Annotated in this window: 24 protein-coding genes; 18 read left to right on the plus strand and 6 right to left on the minus strand. The window is 70.3% G+C overall.

What is annotated here, in order from left to right; translation table 11 throughout:
- The first annotated feature begins 143 nt into the window (after positions 1 to 143).
- The 6 genes from ABZ348_RS06355 to ABZ348_RS06380 all read left to right on the plus strand — a co-directional run bounded on the left by ABZ348_RS06355 (position 144) and on the right by ABZ348_RS06380 (position 6,847).
- Entirely contained in the window at positions 144 to 1,355 is a 1,212-nt protein-coding gene (locus tag ABZ348_RS06355) for an alpha/beta hydrolase (protein ID WP_358929943.1), read from the plus strand.
- 75 nt (positions 1,356 to 1,430) lie between these two features.
- Positions 1,431 to 2,303 (plus strand): DUF4429 domain-containing protein, encoded by an 873-nt coding sequence (locus ABZ348_RS06360; RefSeq protein ID WP_358929945.1) that lies wholly within the window; start codon positions 1,431 to 1,433, stop codon positions 2,301 to 2,303.
- Between the two features lie 100 nt (positions 2,304 to 2,403).
- Positions 2,404 to 3,729, plus strand: a complete 1,326-nt coding sequence (locus ABZ348_RS06365) for a sensor histidine kinase (RefSeq protein WP_358929947.1) — start codon at positions 2,404 to 2,406, stop codon at positions 3,727 to 3,729.
- On the plus strand, positions 3,726 to 4,403 hold the full coding sequence (locus tag ABZ348_RS06370) for a response regulator transcription factor (RefSeq protein WP_358929949.1): 678 nt from the start codon (positions 3,726 to 3,728) through the stop codon (positions 4,401 to 4,403). The genes ABZ348_RS06365 and ABZ348_RS06370 overlap by 4 nt, the downstream gene beginning before the upstream one ends.
- Before the next feature lie 201 nt (positions 4,404 to 4,604).
- A complete protein-coding gene (locus ABZ348_RS06375) occupies positions 4,605 to 5,642 on the plus strand; it encodes an alpha/beta hydrolase (protein ID WP_358929951.1) in 1,038 nt (345 codons plus the stop codon).
- Complete coding sequence (locus tag ABZ348_RS06380) at positions 5,639 to 6,847, plus strand: acyltransferase (protein WP_358929953.1); 1,209 nt, start codon at positions 5,639 to 5,641, stop codon at positions 6,845 to 6,847. The genes ABZ348_RS06375 and ABZ348_RS06380 overlap by 4 nt, the downstream gene beginning before the upstream one ends.
- A 13-nt stretch (positions 6,848 to 6,860) precedes the next feature.
- On the opposite strand, the gene ABZ348_RS06385 is transcribed toward ABZ348_RS06380, so the two are convergent.
- Both ABZ348_RS06385 and ABZ348_RS06390 read right to left on the minus strand, forming a co-directional pair.
- Positions 6,861 to 7,880, minus strand: coding sequence for an aldo/keto reductase (locus ABZ348_RS06385; RefSeq protein WP_358929955.1), 1,020 nt, complete (start codon positions 7,878 to 7,880; stop codon positions 6,861 to 6,863).
- A gap of 76 nt (positions 7,881 to 7,956) precedes the next feature.
- Positions 7,957 to 8,406 (minus strand): MerR family transcriptional regulator, encoded by a 450-nt coding sequence (locus tag ABZ348_RS06390; protein ID WP_358929957.1) that lies wholly within the window; start codon positions 8,404 to 8,406, stop codon positions 7,957 to 7,959.
- A gap of 187 nt (positions 8,407 to 8,593) precedes the next feature.
- Between ABZ348_RS06390 and ABZ348_RS06395 the strand changes: the two genes are divergently transcribed.
- A complete protein-coding gene (locus ABZ348_RS06395) occupies positions 8,594 to 9,418 on the plus strand; it encodes a serine hydrolase domain-containing protein (RefSeq protein WP_358929959.1) in 825 nt (274 codons plus the stop codon).
- Between the two features lie 17 nt (positions 9,419 to 9,435).
- On the opposite strand, the gene ABZ348_RS06400 is transcribed toward ABZ348_RS06395, so the two are convergent.
- Positions 9,436 to 10,095, minus strand: coding sequence for a pirin family protein (locus tag ABZ348_RS06400; protein WP_358929961.1), 660 nt, complete (start codon positions 10,093 to 10,095; stop codon positions 9,436 to 9,438).
- 263 nt (positions 10,096 to 10,358) lie between these two features.
- On the opposite strand from ABZ348_RS06400, the gene ABZ348_RS06405 reads away from it, so the two are divergent.
- From ABZ348_RS06405 to fabF, 5 genes are all read left to right on the plus strand, one after another.
- A complete protein-coding gene (locus ABZ348_RS06405; protein ID WP_329018247.1) occupies positions 10,359 to 11,543 on the plus strand; it encodes a helix-turn-helix domain-containing protein in 1,185 nt (394 codons plus the stop codon).
- A gap of 89 nt (positions 11,544 to 11,632) precedes the next feature.
- Complete coding sequence (locus ABZ348_RS06410) at positions 11,633 to 12,580, plus strand: ACP S-malonyltransferase (protein WP_358930436.1); 948 nt, start codon at positions 11,633 to 11,635, stop codon at positions 12,578 to 12,580.
- A 37-nt stretch (positions 12,581 to 12,617) separates the two neighbouring features.
- Positions 12,618 to 13,619, plus strand: a complete 1,002-nt coding sequence (locus ABZ348_RS06415) for a ketoacyl-ACP synthase III (RefSeq protein WP_358929963.1) — start codon at positions 12,618 to 12,620, stop codon at positions 13,617 to 13,619.
- 56 nt (positions 13,620 to 13,675) lie between these two features.
- A complete protein-coding gene (locus tag ABZ348_RS06420) occupies positions 13,676 to 13,930 on the plus strand; it encodes an acyl carrier protein (RefSeq protein ID WP_358929965.1) in 255 nt (84 codons plus the stop codon).
- A 115-nt stretch (positions 13,931 to 14,045) separates the two neighbouring features.
- The gene (gene fabF, locus ABZ348_RS06425) at positions 14,046 to 15,308 is read left to right on the plus strand and encodes a beta-ketoacyl-ACP synthase II (RefSeq protein ID WP_358929967.1); all 1,263 of its coding nucleotides are present in this window, start codon (positions 14,046 to 14,048) and stop codon (positions 15,306 to 15,308) included.
- A gap of 328 nt (positions 15,309 to 15,636) precedes the next feature.
- Here the strand turns inward: fabF and ABZ348_RS06430 are convergent, their stop codons facing one another.
- Positions 15,637 to 16,131, minus strand: a complete 495-nt coding sequence (locus ABZ348_RS06430; protein ID WP_358929969.1) for a DUF3145 domain-containing protein — start codon at positions 16,129 to 16,131, stop codon at positions 15,637 to 15,639.
- Between the two features lie 301 nt (positions 16,132 to 16,432).
- Here ABZ348_RS06430 and ABZ348_RS06435 point away from each other — a divergent pair, with 301 nt between their 5' ends.
- The 5 genes from ABZ348_RS06435 (at position 16,433) to ABZ348_RS06455 (ending at position 21,327) form a co-directional block, all read left to right on the plus strand.
- Positions 16,433 to 17,356: an SGNH/GDSL hydrolase family protein gene (locus ABZ348_RS06435; RefSeq protein ID WP_358930438.1), complete on the plus strand. Its 924-nt coding sequence runs from the start codon at positions 16,433 to 16,435 to the stop codon at positions 17,354 to 17,356.
- 314 nt (positions 17,357 to 17,670) lie between these two features.
- Positions 17,671 to 17,916: a hypothetical protein gene (locus ABZ348_RS06440; RefSeq protein ID WP_358929971.1), complete on the plus strand. Its 246-nt coding sequence runs from the start codon at positions 17,671 to 17,673 to the stop codon at positions 17,914 to 17,916.
- A 292-nt stretch (positions 17,917 to 18,208) separates the two neighbouring features.
- Entirely contained in the window at positions 18,209 to 19,447 is a 1,239-nt protein-coding gene (locus ABZ348_RS06445; RefSeq protein WP_358929973.1) for a pyroglutamyl peptidase, read from the plus strand.
- Positions 19,448 to 19,595: 148 nt separating this feature from the next.
- Positions 19,596 to 20,372, plus strand: a complete 777-nt coding sequence (locus ABZ348_RS06450; RefSeq protein WP_358929974.1) for a carbon-nitrogen hydrolase family protein — start codon at positions 19,596 to 19,598, stop codon at positions 20,370 to 20,372.
- Between the two features lie 37 nt (positions 20,373 to 20,409).
- On the plus strand, positions 20,410 to 21,327 hold the full coding sequence (locus ABZ348_RS06455; protein WP_358929976.1) for an aminoglycoside phosphotransferase family protein: 918 nt from the start codon (positions 20,410 to 20,412) through the stop codon (positions 21,325 to 21,327).
- 49 nt (positions 21,328 to 21,376) lie between these two features.
- Here the strand turns inward: ABZ348_RS06455 and ABZ348_RS06460 are convergent, their stop codons facing one another.
- Complete coding sequence (locus ABZ348_RS06460) at positions 21,377 to 22,213, minus strand: EI24 domain-containing protein (protein WP_358929978.1); 837 nt, start codon at positions 22,211 to 22,213, stop codon at positions 21,377 to 21,379.
- Between the two features lie 179 nt (positions 22,214 to 22,392).
- On the opposite strand from ABZ348_RS06460, the gene ABZ348_RS06465 reads away from it, so the two are divergent.
- On the plus strand, positions 22,393 to 24,948 hold the full coding sequence (locus tag ABZ348_RS06465; RefSeq protein ID WP_358929980.1) for a M14 family zinc carboxypeptidase: 2,556 nt from the start codon (positions 22,393 to 22,395) through the stop codon (positions 24,946 to 24,948).
- A gap of 131 nt (positions 24,949 to 25,079) precedes the next feature.
- Here ABZ348_RS06465 and ABZ348_RS06470 read toward each other — a convergent pair whose 3' ends face one another.
- Positions 25,080 to 26,099, minus strand: coding sequence for an NADP-dependent oxidoreductase (locus tag ABZ348_RS06470; RefSeq protein ID WP_358929982.1), 1,020 nt, complete (start codon positions 26,097 to 26,099; stop codon positions 25,080 to 25,082).
- Positions 26,100 to 26,111: the final 12 nt, after the last annotated feature.

The raw sequence follows: 26,111 nt of genomic DNA on the forward strand, positions 1-26,111 counted from the left end.
CCACTTGCGCGGGCGTGCGCCAACGATCCACAGTGCGTCGGGTCACGGCCTTTCCCTCCTTCACCCCCGTTATCCCTCTTGGGCACGTGAGTTACCTCACGGTCCCCACGAGGTCCGCCACCTCTCTCCTAGGGTGGTGGGCAGTGACTCCTTTCAGCCCTTCTCCCGCCCTGGCCGGCTGGCGCGGTCTCCTTGCGCTCGTACTCGTGTTCATCATGCTGACCACCACCGGTTGGACCGCCGAGCGCCAGCGCAGCGCTCCGCGCGACTTCTTCGACGCGGAGTCGGTGGCCTGGCGCAAGGCCAGGCTCGACGGGCGCGCGCTGCCAGGCATCGATAGTTCGCCCGCCCGGCTCGCCGCCTTCTTCGCCTCGCTCGACAGCTCCCGGAGCAATCGGCTCGCCCACCGCTTCCCGCTGGTGGTCGGCAATCTCAATGGCGCTCCGATCGCCCTGCGCTACCGGGCCAACCGCACGGCCATCGCGCGCTCGCTGACCTTCGAGGTGGAGCAGTGGAAGACCGCGAAGCTGACCGCCGACGGTCGTCACCACAACATGCGACGCATCCACCGCTTCCAGGCCCTGATGCGCCCGGGCCGACAGATCCTGGCCTTCGATCCATCGGGTTCCGGCAGGGCGGCCGAGGTCTTCGGCAGTCTGGAACGCGCCGAACGGGTCTCGGTGATCGTTCCCGGGGTCGACACCAATCTGCTCACCTTCCAACGCAGTGCCCGTAAGTACAGCGCTCCGGTGGGCATGGCCCAGTCGCTCTACGCGGCCGAGCGCGTCGCCTCCCCCCGTACCCGTACCGCGGTCATCGCCTGGGCCGACTACGTGACTCCCGTCGGGATCGGGATGGACTCGGCCACCGGTCGGCTCGCGGAGAACGGCGCGCTACGACTGGCCCGGCTGGTCGACGCCCTGCCGGGCGCGTCGGAGGTCGCCCTGTTCTGCCACAGCTACGGTTCGGTGGTGTGCGGGGTCGCGGCCCGGGATCTCTCGCCGCGCGTCACGGACATCGCGGTCGCGGGCAGCCCCGGGATGCGCGCCGGGAACGTCGCCGAACTGCGTGCCCGCGCCCGGGTGTGGGCCATGCGGGACCGGGACGACTGGATCGAGGACGTGCCCCATCTCCAGGTCGGCGGACTGGGTCACGGCGCCGATCCGATGGCGCCCGAGTTCGGGGCGCGCGTGATGTCGGCGGACGGCGCGATCGGCCACAGCGGCTATTTCGAGCCGGGTACGGAGAGCATCGCCAACCTGGCGGTGATAGGCGTCGGCTCGTATGCGGAGGTGGTCTGCGCACACGAGGACATCGAGTGCGGCAGCGATATTTTCGGTGAAGCGGCGGCCTGACGCGCGTAGAGCTCCGTGTACTGCACACCTGACGAAGGGGCGACGTGAGAGCGTCAGCAGCCTACGATGATGCGTATGGGTGATGTATTGGCTGGAATTCAAGCCACATGGGAGTTTGAGTCCGACTCCGTGCTCATCCGCTATGAACGGGGACACCGCACGCCGAAGCTGTTCCAGGCGCTCCGCGAACGCCGCATCCCCCACGAGGCGTTGGCGTCGGTGACTCTCTCCCCGGGCAAGCGGGGGACGGTGGTGCTGTACGCGGCGCCCAGACCCGGTGCGGATCCGTTGATGGAGGCCGCGGCCGGGCAGCTCAAGGAAGAGTGCGACCCCTATCGGCTGGTCCTGCCCGCCGACAGCGAGGACCTGGCCGAGTGCCGGGCCCAAGAACTCAGAACCGTGCTGGCCACAGACGCGGACCGGCCCACCGAGCGGTACGCCGTGGCCGCCCCCGACGCGCCGCTGGCCTTCAAGGCGTCCGACGGAAGGGCGTCCTTCGACGGCCGGCACGTCGGCTTCCGCTGGTCCCGCACAGGGGCTTCCTCCGCGAAGTGGAAGGCGGGCGACCAGAGTTTCGCCGTGACCGAACTCAGCGGCGTCGAATGGCGCACACCCGAAGCAGCCGAAGGCTATCTGCGGTTGCTGCGCCGCTCGGACGTCCTCATCGGAGAGAAGGGCGCACCCCCTTCACGGGTCGACCAGGACCCGGCTGCGGTGGTGTTCGGCGTCCGCAGCGGATCGGTGCACGAGTCGCTGCCCTTCGCCGCTGCGGTGTTGGAATCGGTCCAGAAGTCCGGTGCGGCGCCCGCCCTGGCCCTGCACACCGCCCGTCGCGACCCGGCGGACATCGCCGAGCGGATCAGACACCTCGGCGAACTGCACCGGGCGGGCCTGGTGACGGACGACGAGTTCAGCTCCAAGAAGGCGCAGCTCCTGGCGGAACTCTGACGCGGCAGCCGTCGGACGGGTGTCATACCCGGGTATGACACCCGCTCCGGCTCCCGGGTATGACGCTTTGCCCGACCCGTCTGCCTACGCTGACCAGGCCATGTCTGAAAATCCCCGGCCCATGCTCCCCCACCTGCGCAGGCGCGCGCTCCACACCGCGCGCCGCGGCTGGGGCTTCCTCACGGCCGATCTGCGGGAACCGTCTCCCTCGACGGCCCCACTACTCGGCACGGCCCACAAGCGCTGGCTGCGGATGCTCCCGTACGTCGTCGCCTTTGCCGCCGTCGCCGCCCTGCTGCCGGTCACCATCAATGTGCTGACCAACTCCTACGGTCTCCACGGCGCCCTCGCGGGTGCGCTCGCCACGGCCCAGACCGCACCGCTGCTCCTCGCCGTCACCCGTCCGTTGCAGGCGTGGTGGATCGTCTACGGCGCCGATGTGCTGGGCGCGGTGGCCCTGATGGGCGCGGACCGCACCGAAGGGCTCGCCTGGCCCTGGCCGCCCATGGTCGTGGTCGGCTATCTGCTGCTGATGGCCTTCGTGGGCCTGCGGGAGCCGCGGCGGACCCTGGTCGCCGTCTGGCTGGCCACCGGCGCCGCCGGACTCGTCTTCGAACTGCTCTCGCAGACGCTGAGCGACGGCGTTCACGTGCTGCTGTTCGTGCTGACGGGAGTGGTTCTGGTGGTCGCCGGCGCACTGCGCGAGCGCGGCGACGCACAGCGGAGGCTGGTGGCTCAGGAGACGATCAGCGAGTCCGAGCGCTCCCGGCGCACCCTGTTGGAGGAGCGCACCAGGATCGCCCGCGAACTCCATGACGTGGTCGCCCACCATATGTCGGTGATCACCGTCCAGGCGGACTCGGCCCCCTATCGCATCGAGGGTCTGCCACCGGCCGCGCACGAGGAGTTCGCGGCGATCGCGGCGGGCGCCCGGGAATCGCTCAACGAGATGCGCCGGCTGCTGACGGTGCTGCGCAGTGAAGGCACCGAGGGTGAATTGACGCCGCAGCCGGGGCTGTCGCGCGTCCAACAGCTGGTGGAGGCGGCGGTACGGGCCGGGGTGCCGGCGGAGTTGGCCATGAGCCTGCCGGCCGATGCACTGCCGCAGTCGGTCGACCTGTCGGCGTACCGCATCGTCCAGGAGGCGCTGTCGAACGTGGTGCGGCACGCGCCGGGCGCATCGACGAAGGTGTCCATCACCTCGGACGGCACCGCGTTGACGCTCCTCGTCGTCAACGGCCCGGCCGATGGGCCCGCCGCGCCCCTGGAGTCCCACCCCGGTACCGGTCACGGCCTGGTCGGGATGCGTGAACGCGTACGGTTGACCGGCGGAGAGCTGGACACCGGAGCGCTGCCCGACGGCGGTTTCCGCGTGGCCGCCCGGCTTCCCCTGAACCCTCCCGTCGCTCCGAAGGACCCTTCGTGACCATCCGCGTGATCATCGTCGACGACCAGGCCATGGTCCGCGCGGGGTTCGCCGCGCTCCTGGCGGCGCAGTCGGACATCGACGTGGTGGGTGAGGCGGCGGACGGCAGGGCGGGCGTGGAGGTGTCCCGCACCACCCATCCGGACGTGGTGCTGATGGACGTCCGGATGCCGGAGATGGACGGCCTCGCCGCCGCCCGGGCGATCCTGTCGCCGCCACCGGGGGTGGTGCACCTGCCGAAGGTGCTGATGCTGACCACCTTCGACGTGGACGACTACGTGTACGAGGCGCTGCGCGCCGGCGCCTCGGGCTTCCTGCTGAAGGACGCGCCGCCCGCCGATCTGATCGCCGCGGTTCGGATCGTGGCGGCGGGTGAGGCCCTGCTCGCGCCTTCGGTGACCCGACGGCTCATCGCCGACTTCGCCACCCAGCGCCCGGCCCCGCGCAAGGACCCCTCGCTGCGGCTCAAGGGCCTGACGCCGAGGGAGACCGAGGTGCTGGAACTGATCGCGAGGGGCCTGTCCAACCGGGAGATCGCCGATCAGTTGGTACTCGCGGAGCAGACGGTGAAGACCCACATCGGCCGGGTGCTGGCCAAACTCGCACTGCGGGACCGGGCACAGGCGGTGATCTTCGCGTACGAGTCGGGGTTGGTGCGACCCGGGTCGTCGTGAACCGGGTCCGTGCAGCGAGGAACCGTCACCCGGAACCGCCCACCCGCACGGCCCCCGGCTGAGGGGATCACCGAGCCGCCCGTCCCCCACCCCCTACCCCGGTAGCACCCCAGGCTTGGCTCCCCGGGGTGACGCTCCGCGACCCGTCATCTTCCTACCTTCCTCCCGTCACACCCAACGGGAGAAGAAGGGGATGGGTCGATGCGCCGCTACAAGAGGACCCTGCTGGCACTCGCGCTCGCGACCAGCGTCGTCACCGGGACGGCCGGATGGGCCTCGGGGAGTGCGCAGCGCGCGGTCACCGGGCCGCCGCCCGGTAGCGATGCCTGGGTCGAGGACCGTTCCCTCGGGCGGGCGTTGCCGCATCCGGGCACCGCGTCGGCGCGGGAGGTCGCCGGGTTCTTCCGTACGTTGAGCGATGCGCAACAGCGCGTGCTCGTGCGACGGCATCCGCTCGTGGTGGGCAATTTGGACGGCGTGCCCGTCGCCCTGCGCTACCGGGCCAACTCCCTGGCCGTGCGCGGCACCTCCTTCGACCGGCTGGCGGTCGACGGGCGGCAGATCCTGGCGTTCGACCCGCGGGGGCGGGGGCAGGTCGCCGAGGTGTACGGGGACCTGGAGCGGGCCCGTACCGTGTCGGTGGTCGTGCCGGGGGCCGACATCGACGCCGGGACCTTCGATCGGGCGAACGACCCGTACGGCACTCCGGCCGGCATGGCGAAGTCACTGCGTACGGCCGCGGGCGACGGAACGGCCGTGATCGCCTGGGTGGGGTACACGACACCCGTCGGGGTCGGTCTCGACGCCGCCACGGGGGATCTCGCCGAGGCGGGAGCCGTGCGGTTGACCCGCTTCACGCGCGGCCTCACGGCGGTGGGGATCCCGGCTCCGGTGTTGTTCTGCCACAGCTACGGGTCCGTCGTCTGCGGGCTCGGCGCCCGGGGCGGGGACGTGGCGGTCTCCGGCATCGTCGTCATGGGCTCCCCCGGGGTGCGCGCCGGTTCGGCGCGGGAGTTGAAGGCCCCGGTGTGGGCAGCCAAGAGCGCCGGTGACTGGATCTCCAAGGTGCCCCATGTGCGCTTCCTCGGTCTCGGTCATGGAGACGACCCCACCGATCCGGAGTTCGGCGCCCGCCCGGTGCCGGCACGTCAGGTCCACGGGCACAGCGGCTACTTCGCCCCCGGCACCGACTCGCTGGACGCGTTCGCTGCGATCGCCCGGACGGGAGGCGGGCGATGAAGCTCACCGCGACAGTGGCGACGATCGAGGCCCGTACCCCCGCGCACCGCGACCGTGCCGTCGACGGGCTGCGCGCCCTCGCCCTGCTGGCCGTCCCCCTCGGGCACTGGCTCCTCGGCGGTCTCGCCCTCGGTGACGACGGCGCCCTGCGCAACGCCAGCCCGCTCACCTCCTTCGGCTCCTTCGCGCCCATCAGTTGGGTGCTCCAGATGTTGGGGATCTTCTTCCTGGTCGGCGGCTACGCCTCCGTGCTCTCCTACCGCCGGCACACCGGCACCACCGGGCAGTGGCTGCGCCAGCGCACGGCCCGCCTCGGTCGGCCCGTACTCGGTGTCACGGCGGTGTGGGCCGTGCTGCTGCCGGTGCTGTACGCGGTCGGGGTGCCCCTGACGACCCTGCGCACCAGCTCCACCCTGGTCGTCCAGCCGCTGTGGTTCGTCGGTGTCTATCTGGTGGTCACCGCGCTGACGCCGTACTGCATCCGGGCCGCCCGCGGGCTCGGCGCCTGGGCCGCCGCTCCGCTGCTGCTGAGCGTGGCCGTCGTGGACGTGCTGCGCTACGGGCCGTACGCGGATGCCATGCCGTCCTGGCTGGGCGTGCTGAACGTCCTGCCCGGCTGGCTGTTCGCCTATCAGCTCGGTGTGAGCTGGGGCGAGGGGCGGATCACCCGGCGGCACGCCCGCGGGCTGCTGATCGGCGGCGCCGCACTGTTCGGGCTGCTCCTCGCCTTCTTCCACTATCCGGCGTCGATGGTCGGCGTTCCGGGCGAGGCCCGCACCAACTCGCATCCGCCGTCGCTGCTGGTCCTGGCGCTGGCCATGGCCCAGAGCGGTGCCGCAATCCTGTTGCGCGACCGACTGGCGAAGCTCCTGGCGCGGCCCGCGCTCTGGGCCCCCGTCGTGGTCATCAACCTGTCCGCGATGACGATCCTGTGCTGGCACCAGACGGCGATGCTGGCGGCGGCCGTTCCCGCGTCGTTCGCGGGGGCGGTACCCGGGTTGACCACGGCCCCGGACACGCTCGGGTGGGTGCTGGCGCGTATCGCCTTCCTCCCGGTGTTCGCCGTACTGCTCATGGCCATCGGATGGTACGCGCGCACCTTCGAGACGCCGTGGCGGACGGGTGGGGCGGCGGGCGGGGTCCGGCGGGCGACGGCGGGTGTGCTCGCCGCGGGATTCGCCGTCTTCGCACTGGGGTTGGCCTGACCGCCGTGCCCTCTCAGGAGCGTTCGCGCGCGACCGCTGTCGACGACATGTCCGGGTATCGGTCACCGGCGACCTGGCCCGCGATCGGCTCCAACTGCGCCAACTCGTCGTCGGTGAGGGTCAGTCGGGTCGCGGCGGTGTTCTCGCGGAGCCGCTCGGGGCTGCGGGTGCCCGGGATCGGCACCACCGGCAGTCCGTGGACCGCGGCGCGCTGCTGCACCCAGGCCAGCGCGATCTGTGCGGGGGTCGCCCCGTGTGCGGCGGCGATCGTCCGCACGGGCTCCAGCAGGGTGGCGTTCAGACGTGCGTTGTCGCCGGTGAACCGCGGCTGCTGGGACCGGAAGTCACTCGCGGACAGTTCCTGGGCCGCGTCCTTGAAGGCACCGGTCAGAAAGCCGCGGCCCAGGGGCGAGTACGGGACGAAGGCGATGCCGAGGTCGGCCGCCGCCGGTACGGCGCTGTGCTCCACGTCCCGGCTGAAGATCGACCACTCCGACTGGAGCGCCGTGATCGGGTGCACCGCGTGCGCCTCGCGTAGTTCGGCCCCGGTGACCTCGCTCAGCCCGAGGTGTCGGACCTTGCCGGCGGTGACCAGTTCACCCATGGCGCCCACCGAGTCGGCCAGCGGCACCGCCGGATCGCGGCGGTGCATGTAGTACAGGTCGATCACGTCGACGCCGAGCCGCTTCAAACTGGCGTCGACGGACTGCCGGACGTACGCGGGGTCGTTGCGCACACCGCGGAAGTCCTCATCGTCACTGCGGACGATCGCGAACTTGGTGGCGATCGTGACGCGGTCGCGGTTCGCCCGGAAGAAGGGGGCGAGGAACCGTTCGTTGGCGCCGCGGCCATAGGCGTCAGCGGTGTCGAAGAGAGTGACGCCCTCGTCGAGTGCGGCGTCCAGGGTCTCGCGGGCGACGGGTTCGTCCGTCGTCCCGTAGAACTCGCTGATGCCCATGCAACCGAGGCCCTGCACCCCCACCAGCGGTCCTCGGGTGCCGAGCCGTACCGATGCGATCGTGCTGTCGCTCATCAGATTCAGTCCTTGGATTCGTTCGACGTGGTGCGTGCGGGGAGGGGCCCACGCTGCCGGGCCCGGAGACGCTGGGTCAGTCCGTCGGCTGCTGGAGGTCCGCATAGTGTTCGATCTTGTAGTCGAGCACCGCGAGGGTGCCCTGGAGCTCCGCGATCCGGGTGAGCACCTCGCGGCGGGTGCGCGCCAGCAGTTCGCGGCGCTCGTCGACGGTGCGGTCGCCCGCCCGCACCAACTCGGCGTAGCGGACCATGTCGGCCACCGGCATTCCGGTCAGCCGCAACTTTCCGACCAGCGAGAGCCACTCCAGATCGCGGTTGCTGAACCGCCGCTGCCCGGTGTGCGAGCGGTCCACGTGGGGCATCAGCCCGATCCGCTCGTACCAGCGCAGGGTGTGCGCGCTCAGTCCGGTGAAGTCGGCGACCTCGCTGATCGTGTAGCGGTCCTGGCCGTCGGGGCGGGGAAGTGCACCGGCAGAGGCGAGGCAGATGTGCTCCCTGGTGGTGCTGCTCTCGGTCAGCGTCATGTCTTCCACGCTAGAACCTTCGAGTGCACTCCAAGCAAGCGCAATCGGCTGGTGATCGCCGTTCCGCACGTTCGCACCCCCCGGTGACCACTCGCACACTCCGTGCGGCATCAGCCGATCTCCGAGGGTTGGGTCTTCGTCCGGACCCCCGATCCGGTCCGGGGGAGGACCCTCTACGCTCGTGGTCATGCAGAGCCTGGCGATGATCGATGATTGGCCCGTTCCGACTGCGGCGGTAGCCGTCGTACGGGCGGACGGCACCGTGACCGGTACGCGCGGTCCGCTCGACCGGCGGTTCCCGCTGGCCTCCGTCACCAAGCCGCTCGCCGCCTACGCGGTGCTGGTGGCGATCGAGGAGGGCGCGCTCGAACTGGACGAGCCGGCCGGGCCCGAGGGCTCCACGGTCCGCCATCTCCTCGCCCACACCTCGGGGCTCGCCTTCGACGAGCACAAGGTCAGCGCCGAGCCGGGAACGCGCCGGATCTACTCCAACGCGGGGTTCGACGTGCTCGCCGACCACGTCGCCAAGGCGACGGACATCCCCTTCGCCGAGTATCTGCACCAGGCCGTTCTGGAGCCGCTGGGCATGACGGGGACCTCGCTGGAGGGTTCGGCGGCGAAGGACGGCGTCTCCACCGTGAACGACCTGGTCCGTTTCGCGGCTGAGGTGCAGTCACCGCAGCTGCTGGACGCACGTACGGTCCTGGCGGCGATGACGGTGGTGCACCCGGGGCTCGACGGACTGCTGCCCGGGTACGGCAGGCAGCGCCCCAACGACTGGGGTCTCGGCTTCGAGATCAGGGACGGCAAGTCGCCGCACTGGACCGGCGCCACGTCCTCACCCCACACCTTCGGGCACTTCGGCCAGTCGGGAACGTTCCTGTGGATCGACCCCGAGGTCGGCGCGGCCTGTGTGGCGCTGACCGACCGGGCCTTCGGGGCCTGGGCGGTGGAGGCGTGGCCGCCGTTCACGGACGCCGTGCTCGCCGAACTGCGGTCGACCGCTGCCTGAACGGTCAGGAGCGCGGGTCAGCCGGTCATCTCCCAGATCAGCACCTCGACCGGGCCGTCCGTCGCGATCAGTTCCGGTCCTTCGCCGTCCGTGATCCGCGCCGCGTCCCCCGGGCCCAGTGCGTGTCCGTCCAGTCGGAGTGCTCCGCGGACGACGTGGACGTACACCGCCGGGGCCGGGGGGACGGTGATCCGTTCTCCCACGGCCGGACGGCGGATGTGGAGCAGCGCGTACGACGGCGCGAGGGCGTAGGGCTCGGCCTCGTCGACCGCGCGCACCACCTGGTACGACGGTTCGCCTCCGGGAGTGCGTGGTGCCAGCCACATCTGGACGAACACCAGGGGTGTGCTGCCGTCGTTGCGCTCCTCGTGGCGCACGCCGCTCGCCGAGCTCAGCCGTTGGACGTCACCGGGACGTACGACGGTGGCGTGGCCGGCGGAGTCGCGGTGGGTCAACTCGCCCTCCACGACCCAGGTGACGATCTCGGTGTGGTCGTGGGGGTGTTCGTCGAAACCCGCTCCCGGCTCAAGGCGTTCCTCGTTGCAGGCGATGAGCGCGCCGAAGCGGAGGTTGTCCGGGTCGTAGTGGGAACCGAACGAGAAGGCGTGGCGGGTGGTGATGCCCCGGGCGGGGTCGCCACCGCTGTAGCGCTCATCCGAACGCCGTACATCGATCACGGTCCCCACCGTAGCCCCCGAAGGGGACGCGGCCGGGTCCCGTGGAGGTCGGCCAGGGTCTTTCTTTTGGATCAGGCTGGATCAGGGAGCGGGGTCTGGTGCCGTGGATCGCAAGGCGGAGGAATGAATCACTGCGGAGCATTGGTGATTGACGACAACGCGGCGAGGCGCGGTGCCAGGGCACGCGAGCCCAGCAAGATCCGAAAGAAGGGCCCTAGCCCCGGCACTTAGCTACGGCGTCCCGATAAGGCAGTCTTGTCCCCGTGCCCGAACCTGCATCGAACGCCGCCCACCCGCATTCCGCGACCCTGCGCCGCCTGGAGCAGTCATCCGGCCGGCTCGCCGCGAACGCCATCGCACGCATGGACGAGTCGCTGCCCTGGTACCGGGCGATGCCACCGGAGAACCGCTCGTGGATCGGCCTGGTCGCCCAGGCCGGCATCGCGGCGTTCACCGAGTGGTTCCGGCGCCCCGACACCCCCCAGGCCATCTCGACCGATGTCTTCGGCACCGCCCCGCGCGAGCTGACCAGGGCGATCACCCTGCGTCAGACGGTGGAGATGGTGCGTACGACGATCGAGGTGATGGAGTCGGCGATCGAAGAGGTCGCCGCGCCCGGTGATGAGTCGGTGCTCCGGGAAGCGCTCCTGGTGTACGCCCGTGAGATCGCGTTCGCGACCGCACAGGTGTACGCCCAGGCCGCCGAGGCCCGTGGTGCGTGGGACGCCCGGCTGGAGTCCCTGGTGGTGAACGCCGTCCTGTCGGGCGAGGCCGACGAGGGCGCGGTGTCCCGCGCCGCCGCGCTGGGCTGGAACTCGCCCGAGCACGTCTCGGTCATCCTCGGCACCGCCCCGGACGGGGACAGCGAACTGACCGTGGAGGCCATCCGGCGCGCCGCCCGGCACGCCAAGCTCCAAGTGCTGACCGGGGTGCTCGGCGACCGTCTCGTGGTGATCGCCGGCGGCAGCGACAATCCGATCCAGGTCGCCAAGGCGCTGATCGGGCCGTATGCGGCCGGACCAGTGGTCGCGGGGCCCGTGGTGCCCGACCTGCTGGCGGCCACGAAGTCGGCGCAGGCCGCAGCCGCCGGACTGAAGGCGTGTTTGGCCTGGCAGGACGCCCCGCGGCCGGTTCTGGCCGACGATCTCCTGCCGGAACGCGCCATCGCATCCGATCCCGCCGCACGCGAGCAGTTGGTGGAGGAGATCTACAGACCGCTGGAAGAGGCCGGTTCCGCGCTGCTGGAAACGCTCAGTGTCTATCTGGAACAGGCGAGCAGCCTGGAGGGCGCGGCACGAATGTTGTTCGTTCACCCCAACACCGTGCGCTACCGGCTCCGACGTGTGACTGATGTCACCGGTTGGTCACCCTCCGATGTTCGCTCCGCGTTCACTCTGCGAATCGCTCTGATCCTCGGACGCTTGGCCGACGCTGATCCACAGTCCTAGACTTTTGTCAGACACCAACAATTCCCCTGACGGTTCTTCGTCCCTGTCCCCACGGGCGTCCAGGGGCGTACACAAGAGAGAGTGTGAGAGTGCTCGTACTCGTCGCTCCCGGCCAAGGCGCTCAGACGCCCGGTTTCCTGACCCCATGGCTCGACCTCCCCGGGCTCTCCAGCCGTATCGGGGAATGGTCCGAGGCCATCGAACTGGATCTCGTCCACTACGGCACCCAGGCCGACGCGGACGAGATCCGGGACACTGCCGTGGCCCAGCCCCTGCTGGTCGCCGCGGGGCTGCTGTCGGCTGCCGCACTGGGCACCGAGGTCAAGCCCGACGCCGTCGCCGGACACAGCGTCGGTGAGATCACCGCATCCGTGTACGCACGGGTCATCGACGAAATCGACGCGCTGCGCTTCGTCCGGGCGCGCGGCCAGGCCATGGCCGAGGCCGCAGCCGTGACCGAGACCGGGATGGCCGCCATGCTCGGCGGCGACCAGGACAAGGTCGTGGCCCATCTCGAAGGGCTCGGACTGACGGCGGCCAACGTCAACGGCGCCGGCCAGATCGTCGCCGCCGGCACCGCGGAGCAGTTGGCCGCCCTGGCGGAGGACAAGCCGGAGGACGTACGGCGGGTCGTTCCGCTGAAGGTCGCCGGTGCGTTCCACACCCGGCACATGGCACCCGCGGTCGTCGCCCTGGAGGACGCGGCCGGGAAGCTGACCGTCGGCGACCCCGTGCTGCCGTACGTCTCCAACAGGGACGGCGCGGTCGTTCCCACCGGTGTCGACGTGATCGCCCGGCTGGTCGGGCAGGTCGCGAACCCGGTGCGCTGGGACCGGTGCATGGAGACCTTCAAGGCGCTGGGCGTGACCGCGATCGTGGAGGTCTCTCCCGGAGGCACCCTGACCGGCATCGCCAAGCGGGCGCTGCCGGGCGTCGCGACCCTCGCGCTGAAGACCCCCGACGACCTCGAAGCGGCTCGGGCGCTGTTCGCCGAGCACGCCGGTACCGACGCGACCGCCGACCGTTCGGGCGCCTGACCCCGCCCTGCCGAGTCTGACAAGGAGAGCCGTAGAGATGGCGAAGATCAAGCCCAGCAAGGGCTCCCCGTACGCGCGGATCATGGGCGTCGGCGGCTACCGTCCCACCCGGGTGGTGCCCAATGAAGTGATCTTGGAGACGATCGACTCGTCCGACGAGTGGATCCGCTCCCGTTCGGGCATCGCCACGCGGCACTGGGCCTCGCCCGAGGAGACCGTGACGGCGATGTCCGTGGAGGCGGCGGGGAAGGCCATCGCCGATGCGGGGCTCACCCCCCAGGACATCGACGGCGTGGTCGTGGCGACCGTGTCGCACTTCAAGCAGACCCCCGCGGTCGCCACCGAGATCGCGGACAAGCTGGGCACCGGGAAGCCGGCCGCCTTCGACATCTCGGCGGGATGCGCCGGCTTCGGCTACGGCCTCACGCTCGCCAAGGGCATGGTCACCGACGGTTCGGCCACCCACGTCCTGGTCATCGGCGTGGAGCGGCTGAGCGACCTCACCGATCTGGAGGACCGGGCGACGGCCTTCCTCTTCGGTGACGGCGCCGGTGCGGTGATCGTGGGACCCGCGCAGGAGCCCATGATCGGTCCCACCGTGTGGGGCTCCGAAGGCGACAAGTCCAACACCATCACGCAGACCGTGCCGTGGACCGACTACCGCGACGGCTCGGTGGAGCGCTTCCCCGCGATCATGCAGGAGGGCCAGGCGGTCTTCCGCTGGGCCGTGTTCGAGATGGCGAAGGTCGCCCAGCAGGCGCTGGACGCGGCCGGAATCAGCGCGAGCGACCTGGACGTCTTCATTCCGCACCAGGCCAACATGCGGATCATCGACTCGATGGTGAAGACCTTGAAACTGCCGGACCACGTCACGGTCGCCCGCGACGTGGAGACCACCGGCAACACCTCGGCCGCCTCGATCCCGCTCGCGATGGAGCGGCTGTTGGCGACCGGGCAGGCCAAGAGCGGCGACACAGCTCTCGTCATCGGCTTCGGGGCGGGTCTCGTCTACGCAGCCACGGTCGTTACCCTCCCCTAGGCAACCGGACCATCCGGACGCCACACCGCTAGATAAAGAAACCGAAGGAGCGCCACATGGCCGCCACGCAGGAAGAGATCGTTTCCGGTCTCGCGGAGATCGTCAACGAGATCGCCGGCATCCCGGTCGAGGACGTCCAGCTGGACAAGTCCTTCACCGACGACCTGGATGTCGACTCGCTGTCCATGGTCGAGGTCGTCGTCGCCGCCGAAGAGCGCTTCGACGTCAAGATCCCGGACGACGACGTCAAGAACCTGAAGACCGTCGGTGACGCCGCGGACTACATCGCGCAGCACCAGGTCGCCAAGTAACCGGTTCGGCCCCGGGCCCAGGCCATCGGTCCTGAGCCCCAAGGCGCGCTTGTCGCCACCTGATGGTGGCGTCGCATCACATTCAGCACCCCTTACACGTGGAGAATGAATTCCGATGAACTCGACCAATCGCACCGTGGTCGTCACCGGTATCGGCGCAACCACACCGTTGGGTGGCGACAGCGCATCGACCTGGGAGGGTCTGCTCGCCGGCCGCTCCGGAGCGAAGCTCCTCGACGACGAGCGTTTTGCCGAACTCCCGGTCAAGATCGCCGCACTGGCGGCGGTCGACCCGCTGGACGTGCTGCCGCGTCCGCTCGCCCGCAAGCTGGACCGCTCGGCGCAGTTCGCGCTGATCGCGGCCCGGGAGGCGTGGGCGGACGCCGGCTTCACCGCACCGGCCGGCGAGGACGAGCAGGTCGAGCCGACCCGGCTCGGTGCCGTGGTCGCATCGGGCATCGGTGGCGTGACGACGCTGCTGGACCAGTACGACGTGCTCAAGGAGAAGGGCGCGCGGCGGGTCTCCCCGCACACCGTGCCCATGCTCATGCCGAACGGCCCGTCGGCCAACGTCGGCCTGGAGGTGAACGCCCAGGCGGGCGTGCACTCCCTGGTCTCGGCGTGCGCTTCCGGCGCTGAGGCGATCGGCTACGCCTTCGAGATGATCCGCAACGGCCGGGCCGACGTGGTCATCACGGGCGGTACCGAGGCGGCGATCCACCCGCTCCCGGTGGCCGCGTTCGCCAACATGATGGCGATGTCCAAGAACAACGAGGAGCCCGAAAAGGCTTCCCGCCCGTACGACAAGGGCCGCGACGGCTTCGTCCTGGGCGAGGGCGCCGGTGTGATCGTGCTGGAGTCGGCCGAGCACGCCGCCAGGCGCGGTGCCCGCGTGTACTGCGAGGTGCTGGGGCAGGGCCTGTCGGCGGACAGCCACCACATCGCCCAGCCCGAGCCGGAGGGCCGCGGCATCGCGGCTGCCATGCGCAACCTGTTGGAGTCCTCCGACCTCAAGCCGGAGGAGATCGTCCATCTGAACGCGCACGCCACCTCGACGCCGTTGGGTGACGTGGCGGAGGTCAAGGCCCTGCGCCAGGTCCTCGGTGACGACCTCGACCACGTGGCCGTGTCGGCGACGAAGTCGATGACGGGCCATCTGCTGGGCGGCGCGGGCGGCATCGAGACGGTGGCGACCGTGCTGGCGCTGTACCACCGGACGGCTCCGCCCACCATCAACGTGGACGAGTTGGACGAGGCGGTCGAGGCCGACATCGTGCGCGACAAGCCGCGTCCCCTGCCGGAGGGCACCATCGCCGCCATCAACAACTCGTTCGGCTTCGGCGGCCACAACGTGGTGCTGGCCTTCCGGACGGTCTGACCCGCACGCGTCGACGCTCCGGGGCCGCACGGCTCCGGGCACGTACACCAGTCCGACGTCTCGGCCCGCACTCCCGTACACAGGGGGTGCGGGCCTCGTGCGTGGGCTGTGGAAGGGCGTTGGTGTACGGGGCCGGGAGCCGGGCCGGCGTGCCCGCCACGCAGACGCCCGTCCCGGGCCGATGCCCGGAGGGTGGGCCCAACAGCCGAGCCCCCGAGGGGGCGGTGGGCGGTGCGTACGCAATCCATCGGGTCGGTTGGGCCACTCGGGCGATCCCGGGGTGAGCGCCTGCCTGAAGCACGCCGGCGCACCGGAGTCTGAGGGGCGCTCAGACGACCTGGTGCAGCCAGCGGACCGGCGCGCCCTCACCCGCGTAGCGGAAGGGCTCCAACTCGTCGTCCCACGGTTTGCCGAGCAGTTTGTCGATCTCCGCGGCGAGGTCGGTCTCGCCCTGTGCCGAGCGGACCATGGCGGCGCGCAGCCTGTCCTCGGGGATCAGGATGTCGCCGTGTATCCCGGTCACCGCATGGAAGATGCCCAAGTCGGGGGTTGCGCTGTAGCGCTCGCCCTCGGCCGTGGCGCAGGGCTCCGAGGTCACCTCGAAACGCAGCAGGTGCCAGCCCCGCAGGGCCGATGCGAGCTTGGACGCCGTGCCCACCTCGCCCTTCCAGGAGAACTCCGCTCTCCAGGTGCCCGGCGAAGCGGGCTGACGGATCCAGTCGAGCTGGACCCGCAGACCGAGCACGCCCGCCACCGCCCATTCGACGTGCGGGCACAGCGCGCGCGGTGCGGAGTGGACATACAGAACGCCGCGTGTCGTCACCGGGACCTCCAGTGTGGGACGAGGATCGCCTTCCCAACGGCCTCAGTAAACAGCATCACGAGTGAATCTCCGCAAAAGGGACAGTATGTGACGTGATGCAATTTACCGGAACCGCCGGAGCCGATGGGCACGATGCCTCTGGATCGACGGGGGAAAAGCTACCGTGCGCGGGTGACTGCGAGGTGCCGTAATCTCGCTCGAAGGACCGTACGCACCAAGCTTTCACTCGGCAGGACCTCGGGGGCAGCCAGTCGACACGGAGGGGAACGGGATGCGCGGACAGCGCACACCGCAGAACACCATGCAGCCACCACGGAAACGACCGATCCATCAGTCACGACGCATCCGGACGACCGCGGCCCTGACCACGGCCGCGCTCCTCACGGCCGGTGCGCTCACCGGATGTGACTCACCGTCGGATGCGCAGACCAAGGGCGCTCCCGCCAAGAAACGCATCATCGCCACTCCTGTGTGGGACCGCAGTCCCGACTCCATCGCCGCCGTCGGCGACTCCATCACCCGCGCGTTCGACGCCTGTGTGGTTCTCTCCGACTGCCCAGAAGCGTCCTGGGCAACCGGTACGGACGAGAAAGTCCGCAGCCTGGCCACCCGGCTGATCGGCGAGCCCGCCTCGGTCGCACAGCGCGCGTGGAACTACGCCCGAACGGGCGCGGAGGCGGCGGACCTCCCGGCGCAGATGGCCCAGGCGGCGGTCCGCAAGCCCGAGCTGGTGACGGTGATGGTGGGCGCGAACGACGCGTGCGCCGACTCGGTGACGTTGATGACCCCGGTGGAGGACTTCCGGGCCTCCTTCACCGAGGCGTTGAAGGAGTTGCGGCGCACCGCGCCCAAGGCACACGTCTATGTGTCCAGCGTGCCGGACCTCAAGAGGTTGTGGTCCACCGGCAAGGAGAACCCGTTGGGCCGGCAGATCTGGAAGCTGGGGATCTGCGCCACCATGCTCGGCGACGCGGAGGACCTGAGCACCAAGGCGGACCAGCGCCGGGCCCTGGTGCAGGAGCGGGTCGTGGCGTACAACGCGGTGCTGAAGGAGGTCTGCGGCAAGGACCTGCGCTGCCGGTACGACGGCGGTGCGGTGTTCGAGTACCGCTTCGACGGGGACCTGTTGAGCCGTTGGGACTGGTTCCATCCGAGCAAGACAGGGCAGAGCCGGCTGGCCGAGATCGCCTATCGGAACATCACGGCGGCGGAACCTCCCGTCTGAGCCGGTGTCATCTGAGCCGGTGCCGTGTGATCCGGTGCCGTCGACCCGTGGGTGCCGCCGTCGCCGGTGGGGTGCCGTCCAGCCGGTCGGTGTGGTCGGTGTGGTCGGCCGCACGGTCCGCGGCGGACACGTCGACGCCCTGGCCGTGCCCCTCACAGTGATCTGCCCCCGGACGGGCGGCAATCCCAGAATGCTGGGATTGCCGCCTCCGTGCACCTCGTGGAATCAATGGTCCCGGGGCTGCCGACGGCTTGGTGTCGGCAGCGGGCGGGCCGTACGGAGCGGCTCGGGCATCGACATCGGGAGGGGACCACATGCCCAGGGGTTCAGTGAAGACCATCGGCAAGGCAGCGGCGATGTGCGAGACGAGCGGAGACCAGGTGGGCATGGCGCTCGGGGCGGTGGCCGGCGGGGCAGCCGCGGTGCTGCTGGCGGCGAAGGCAGCACCCTTGGCCGTGCTCAATCCGTCCGCCGCGATGCACGCCGCGTACACGGCCTTCGGGGTGGGCGTCAGCCAGGGGGCGAAGCTCGGCGTCAAGGCGTCGCAGTCGCTGCGGTGACCGCGATGGCGCGGTAGGGCCTGGTCAGCTCCGTCGCGTGTGTGAAGCGGGGTCAAGCGGATGCCCCCTCTCCGGGAGTTCGCCTTCCGGGGAGGGGGTATCCGTGCGTCTCTCGGCACCCGTGGGAGGCGGGGAACGGGCCGCGGGGGCGAAGCACTCCGCCCCCGCCACGCGCAGCCGGGCTTTCTCCCCGAGTAGGCCGTCCACACCCACGTTGGCCGAAATGATCTCCCTAGCCATGGCTGCGGCGCCGAGGTGATACTTCCGCCACCCCCCAACGGAAGGATTACCCGTGTCTCCGATACCCGCCCGCGCCACGGTGGTCGGCACCGCTCTCGCCGCCGCGCTCACCCTCTCCGTACCCCTGCCAGCCGCAGCCTCCGCCTCCGTTCCCCCCGCACCGGTGGCCACCGTCGAGGAAGCACGGCTCGCCCACGCCGTGCCGCAGGAGATCCTGCGCCGCAGCGGGTTCGACACCGAGGCGACCCGCTTCGGCAAGGCGCTCGATCGCGCCCGGAGCTTCGGGCAGGCCCGGGAAGCGGTACAGGAACGCGGCTCCGAACTCTGGGAGCGGGCGGTGGACCGGGCACAGGGCAACGGACCCGCGGTGGGCGATCTCAGCCGGGACGACGATCGACCGTTGTACTGGGCGCGGCTGTCGCTGACGCTGGAACTGCGTCAGTGGCAGCCCTCCTTCCGGCTGACGGACGGCCAGCGCGCCCGACTCCTGGACCGGCTGGAGCGCTCGTCACGGGGTCAGGACTCGATCGACCTACCGTCGGGCAAGCGGGTCAAGCGCGTGGTGATGACCGGCTTCGATCCCTTCACGCTCGATCGTGACATCCGGATCAGCAACCCCTCGGGAGCGAGCGCACTGGCCCTGGACGGAACGCTGGTCCAGACGGCGGACGGACCGGCCCGGATCGAAACGGCGATCTTCCCGGTGCGCTGGCAGGACTTCGCGGACGGCACGGTGGAGCGCACGCTCCGCAAGCAGTTGCCGAAGGCGGACCTCTTCACGACGGTCAGCCAGGGGCGAGTGGGCCGGTTCGACATCGAGCGGACCAACGGCGCCTGGAGGGGCGGGTTCCCGGACAACCTGAATGTCTCGCGGACCGAAACGGTGCCCGTGGCGGACCCCTCGACGCAGCCGCAGTGGACGTCGACGACCCTGCCCCACGCCCGGATCGTGGCGAGCCCCACCGGCCGCTTCCCCGTGTACGACAACAGGGCGGTGACCGAGATTCCCGCCGGCTCCACCACCGCCGTCCTCGCACCGAACGGGCCCACGCCCGGCTCCACGGCACGGGCCGGCGGCGGCGGTGACTACCTGTCCAACGAGATCGCCTACCGGGCGACCCTGCTGCGCGATCGGCTGGGGCTGACGAACGCGGGAGGGCATGTGCACACCCCGGTGCTCCAGTTCGGCCCGGGGAACACCACCCAGATCACGGACCCGGTGTTCGTGCAGAACCGGTTGGACATCATCGCCCAGGTGCGTTCGATCATCCAGGTCGCGGCGCAGCCGTAACCACGCGGTACGGACGTGCCCGAGCCGGGGGCGGCGCTTCCCTCCGCATGGCCAGTCGGCCGGCGGCGGGGCGCTGCCCTGGCGGACTCCGCGCGTTCGTACCACGGGCGACTGCGCCCGCGGTACGGAGGGAGGCGATGATGTGGGCATGAAAGTGGCTTCGGCGCAGTTCAGCCCCGTTCCCGGGGATGTTGTTGGCAATGTGCAGACCATCCGTGAGCTGATCGTCCGGGCGGCCGGCGAGGGCGCCCGACTGGTGGTGTTCCCCGAACTGGCGGTGACGGGGTACGTGCTGGAGCTGATCGCCGAGGACCCCGGCAGCTGGCTGTCCGAGGACGATCCACGGCTGGATCCGATCCGGGCGGCATGTCGGCGGACGTCGACCGCCGCCGTCGTGAACGCGGTGGTCCGTACCGCCGGTGGGCGACCGGGCATCACCTCGCTGGTGATCGGACCCGACGGCGACCACCTCGCCCGCTACGACAAACGCCGGCTGCACGGGGTGGAGCGGGATCTCTTCGCGCCGGGCGCAACGGACGGACGGTTCACCCTCGACGGGGTCCGCTTCGCCCTGACGATCTGCTACGACAACCGGTTCCCCGAGGTCGCCGAACGGGCCCGGGCGGACGGCTGTCGGGTGTACCTGGCGAGTTCGGTGCTGGAGGAGGGCAACGACTCGTTCGAGACGGTCTATCCGGTGCGTGCCCGGACGAACGGGTTGTACGTGGTGCTCGCCAATCAGACGGGACCGAGTGACATCGGCGACTGTCCTGGGCTGAGTTCCCTGTGGGGGCCGGACGGCGCACTGCTGGCGACGGCGGGCCGGGCGGAGCGGTCGCTCGCGGTCGCGGAACTGCCCGTCGAGACCTCAGCGCCGCCGGGGCGCGGAAGGCCCCCGGTCGGCAGGGACCGGGGGCACCCGTGACCCCGACCGCTCGCCACCGGAACTACCGTTGGTCCGCATGACATCCACAGAGATCGACATCACCGGGGAACTGATCCGCGATCTGCTGCGCGAGCAGTGCCCCGATCTGGCGGATCGCCCCGTCCGGCTCGGAGCGCGGGGTTGGGACAACCAGGTGTGGCGGCTCGGCGACGACCTCGCCGTCCGGCTGCCCTGGGCGACGCATTCGGCGGACGAGCTGCTGCGCAAGGAGCACGCCTGGCTGCCCGTCCTCGCACCACACCTGCCCCTACCGGTCCCCGTACCGCAGCGCCTCGGAGAACCCTCCGAACGGTTCCCGCGGCCCTGGATCGTCACCACCTGGGTGCCGGGCGAGCCCGCCGACCGCGCCCCCGCAACGCGCGGTGCGGATGCGGCCATCACCCTGGCGGCCTTCCTGACGGCCCTGCACCGACCCGCCCCCGCGGGGGCGCCCACGGGCCGGGACCGCGGGGGCTCGCTGTCCGTGATGGCCGATCACCTCACCGAACAGCTCGCATCGGCCGCCGAACGGGGGCTGGTTCGTGACCCGGAGGCCGTGCGCGCGGTCTGGGACGACGCCGTCGAAGCTGATGACTGGACGGGTCCGGACCTCTGGCTCCACGGCGATCTGCATCCCGCCAACATCCTGACCACGGACGGCACCTTCTCCGGTGTCATCGACTTCGGCGACCTGTTCGCCGGTGACCCAGCCTGTGACCTCGCCGCCGCTTGGATCCTGTTGCCGAACGGAGCCGCCGACCTCTTCCATGAGAGCTACCGGCCGACCCCGGACCGCGCGACCCTACGCCGAGCCCGCGGCTGGGCGGTGCTGCGCGCCCTCGGCGGCATCCACATCGGGGACGCCGGTGTTCACGGCCGCCCGGGGGGCAAGCCCACCTGGGGCCCGCCCGCCCATGCGTCCCTGGACCGTCTCGTCGCATCGGTCCACCGGTGATCGAGGCGCTGACCGAGGGACCGCGGCACCGGCACCATGGACGGGCCGTTCAGAAGGTCGTGTCCGGGCCGGGTGCCGGGGGCTGCGGTCCGGTGCCGGCCAGGGTGTCCGGCGCACCGGCGGACTCGTCCGTACCGTCCGTACCGCCTTCGGAACCCTCGAACCGGCGCACCATGAGCGTCGCTCCCGCGACCGCACCGGGCATCAGGAAGACGGCCACGAACGGCACGATGAACGCCAGTGCCAGAGGGAGGCCGAAGCCGATGGTCATCATCCGGTGGCCGCGCAGCAGTTGCAGACGCTCCTTGAGCTCGACGCCCCGGCGCTGGAGCGCGACCGCGGTGAGCTCCTCGGCGAGGAAGTAGCCCGTCACGCAGAAGCCGATGACCGGGATGACGGTCTGTCCGACGACCGGGATGAAGCCGAGGGCGAAGAGGATGACGCCGTAGAAGGCGACCCGCACCAGGATCCGCAGCGAGTCGCGGGCGGAGATCCACAGTTCGCGCCAGAGCGGCAGGCCGGACTCCGGCACCTCGCCGCCCTCGGTCCGGTCGACCTGTTCGGAGAGCGATTCGTAGAAGGGCTGGCCGACCAGCAGGGTGACCGCGGTGAAGGTGATCACCGACAGGAAGAGGCCGAGGACGAAGAGCAGACCGGTCAGGAATCCGCGGAAGAGGCCCTGCCAGGGTGATGTCCAGTCATCGGCGAAGGGCGTGGCCCAGCCGACCAGGTCGTCGGCTCCGTAGGCGAGCCCGATGAGGGCGCCCACGTACAGCAGAAAGGTCAACAAGCCCGGCAGCAGACCGAGTCCGAACCAGCGGCCATGGGTGCCGACCCATCGCTGGCCCTTCATCAAGTAGCTGAAACCCACCCCGAAATCGCGCATGAGTGCACCCTATCCGGGCCGCTCGTACGGTCGGTCCGAGAGACTCCGCGTACCGAGATACCAGAACAAAGTGGATTACAAGTCTTGATTGTTGCGCCCTACAACCGATAGACCCCTGCCTAACGATCGAAGTGACACGTGTTGCGACGATCGACCCTCTACCCCGGAGGCATCCACGCATGGGCATGTCCAGACCCGTCCTGGTCGCCGCGGCAGCGCTGGCAACCGCAGTCCTGCTCGCGCCCGTTCCCGCCACCGCCGCTCCCGGAGCGCCCAAGGCGTCCGACGACCGAAATCCGCTAAGGGACCGCGGGGGCAGCGATTCCGCCCTCTCCCCGCTCGCGCCCTTCGCCAAGTCCCGGATCTCCCCCGAGGCACTGGGGCAGAAGCACCCCTCCTTCCACCGGGACAACGGCTATCCCCGACGCACCACCTTGAAGGCGCCCGCCACCAACCCGGCGGACAAGTCCATCAAGCTCGGGTTGATTCCGTACCACTCGATCGCGCCGAAGCTGAACGACCTCCAGAGGATCGGCAACCGGGTCAGCGTGGAACTGGCGGGCAAGTCGGCCGCCGGCCATGACCTGTACCTCGTGACCGTCACCGAGCCGGAGAGCTCCCGTGAGGTCCGCGAGCAGGAGCGGATGCGGGAGCAGATAGAGAACTCCCCGGCCTCCGCGGCCCGGGACCGGAAGATCAAGTCCTCGTACAAGACCCCGATCTTCATCAACAACAACATCCACGGCAACGAGTGGGAGGGCACGGACGCCGCCCTCAAGCTGATCGAGGAGCTCGCCAAGGCCAAGGACGCCAAGACGGCCGGGCTGCTGGCGAAGAACCGCATCTACCTCAATGTGACCGCCAACCCCGACGGTCGCATCGCGGGTACGCGCCCCAACTCCAACGGCTTCGACCTCAACCGTGACTTCATCACCGCGTCCCAGCCCGAGACGCGCGCCATCCGGCAGATCGCCATCGACAAGCAGCCCGCGGTCATGCTCGACCTGCACGGCTACGTCAACGGCACCCTGATCGAGCCGACGACGCCGCCGCACGGTGAGAACTACGAGTACGACCTCTTCCTGAAGAACTCCTACGCCAACGCGCTCGGCATGGAGAAGGCCGTCAACGGCCTCGGCTACACCGCCGAGAAGGACGGCGTGCTGCCCGCCGAGATCCCGTTCCGCGACCAGGCCGAGGGCTGGGACGACTGGCCGCCCATCTTCACCCCGCAGTACATGCCGTTCCAGGGCGCGGTCGCCTCGCACACCATCGAGTTCCCGATGCGGGTCAACAACGCCTCGTACGAGTCGCTGCCGGTGGAGGAGTTGCGCCGCCGCTCCGCCATCAACACCAACATCGCAGGTGCCGTGATGCGGGCGACCCTGGACTACACCCAGGCCAACCGCTCCTCGGTGATCGCCGACCAGATCGAGACCTTCCGCCGCGGCGACGCCGGCGAGGCACAGCGTCCGATCTCCGCCGAGACCGTTCCGGGCGTGCCCGGCATCGGCCCGGAGGACGTCTACACGACCACCTTCCCGCGGGCGTACGTCATTCCGACCGGTCGGGACCAGCGCAGTGCGGTCGCCGCCGGCCGGCTGGTGGACCACCTGATCGCCAATGACATCCGGGTCGAGCGGGCGCTGCTGCCGTTCAAGCTGGCGGGCAAGGTGCACCCGGCGGGTTCGTACGTCGTGGACATGCGCCAGCCCAAGCGCGGCATCGCGAACGTGATCCTGGCCGAGGGCCGCGACATCAGCCCCGATGTGTCGGCGATGTACGACATCTCGGGCTGGAGCCTCGGGCTGCTGTGGGGCGCGACCGTCCACAAGGCCACGAGCGGCGATCTGCGGGTCGTCAGCCGTGCGGTCAACTCGGCCGGTCCGACCGGCTATGTTGCCCCGTTCGGTGACCTGAAGCTGCGTCTTGACGACCCGAAGGAGCTCGCGGCGGTCAACGCGCTGCTCGCGCAGGGCGTGGCGGTGCGGCGTACGGCCGACGGTGCGGCGATCGTGCCGTCCTCGGCGCGCAAGGCGGCTTACACCCAGGCGTCGCGCCTCGGGGTGTCCTTCGACGCAACGAGGGACCGCGGAGTCGCTCCGCTGAAGCGGACCAAGGTGGCCGCCTCGGTGACCGCGGGCGAGTTGTTCGCCCTGCGGGAGATGGGCTTCGACGTGGTGCCCGTCTCGACCGCGATCCTCAACGCCGGCTTCGACTGGAAGGGCACGGACGCGCTGATCGTCTCGACCGGTCTGAGCTACGCCACCCTGACCCCCGCCGCGCGTGAGGCGTTCGCGGCGAGCGGTGTCGCGGTCGTGGGCCGCGGCGCGGGCGGTGCCAACTTCAACGCGGCGACCGGACTGATCCCGGTGACCGCGGTGGCGGGCAACGGCGACGCCAACGGCGTGGTGCGGGTGTCCAACGCGGGCGGCGCGATCACCGGTGGCGCTCCGGCGCACTCCTTCGTCTACTCGCCGCTGTGGTTCACCGGGCTCGGCTCGGGCGTCCGCGCCGACCAGACGTACGGCACGGGCAACCCGCTGGTGTCGGGCCACTGGCGGACCAACAGCGGCGGCACGGGCGGCCCGACCGACGCGGCGGGCCATGCGTCGATCGTCAGCGGCACGTCGGCGGCCGGTGCACCGGTGGTGCTGTTCGGTACGGAGCCGATGTTCCGCGACCACCCGAAGGGTGTGTTCGCACAGGTCGGACGGGCGCTGCTGACGCGCTGACCGACTGAGCCACCGGACGCACAGCGTGCGCTGGATTCGGCGAGTTGGGCCGCACCCCCGAGGGTTGGGGGTGCGGCCTTCGTCGTGTCTGTGGGTTGGCGACGGGGCGTTCGACTCGGGCGCTCGCCCCGTCAGTGGTCCAGGGCGACAACCATCTTGCCGGTGTTGTCCCCGCGCAGGACCCCGATGAAGGCGTCGAAGCCGTGCTCGATCCCCTCCACGACGGTCTCGCGGTACTTCAGTTCCCCGGACGCCAGCCACCCGGCCACGTCCTGGACGAACTTCGGCTGGAGCGCGATGTGGTCCCGGACCAACATGCCCTGGAGCCGTAGGCGCTTGCCGATGATCAGTGGGAGGTTGCGCGGCGCGGGCGAGGGCTCGGTGCTGTTGTAGAGGGAGATCATTCCGCAGATCGTCGCCCGGCCGTGGAGGTTGAACGAGGCGATGGCCGCTTCGAGGTGGTCGCCGCCCACGTTGTCGAAGTAGACGTCGATGCCGTCGGGGGCGGCCTTCGCGAGCTGTTCGGCGACCGGCCCGTCCTTGTAGTTGAAGGCCGCGTCGAAGCCGTACTCCTCGGTGAGCAGCCGCACCTTCTCGGCGGAGCCGGCCGAGCCGATCACCCGGGTCGCTCCCTTGATGCGGGCCAGTTGGCCGACCTGGCTGCCGACCGCGCCGGCGGCACCGGAGACGAAGACCGTGTCGCCCTCCGCGAAGGACGCGACCTCGAAGAGGCCCGCGTACGCGGTGAGCCCGGTCATGCCGAGGACGCCGAGGTAGGCGGAGAGCGGTGCGAGGTCGGCACTGACCTTGGTGGCCTGGTCGGCGGGCACCTCGGCGTACTCGCGCCAGCCGAGGCCGTGCAGCACATGGTCGCCGACCGCGATCCCTTCGGCGGCGGAGGCGATGACCTCACCGACTGCGCCGCCCTCCATGGGCCGGTCCAGCGCGTAGGGCGGGACGTAGGACTTCACGTCGTTCATCCGGCCGCGCATGTAGGGGTCCACGCTGAAGTAGCGATTGCGCACGAGGACCCGTCCCTCCCCCGGCGCGGACACGGCCACCTCGCGCAGGGCGACGTCGTCGGTCGTGGGCCAGCCGTGGGGGCGGGCGACGAGGTGCCATTCACGACTGGTCGTGGGAAGTGCGGACATGCTGGGGAGCCT

Source organism: Streptomyces sp. NPDC005963 (assembly GCF_040638655.1).
In the GTDB taxonomy this organism is placed as follows: Bacteria; Actinomycetota; Actinomycetes; order Streptomycetales; family Streptomycetaceae; genus Streptomyces.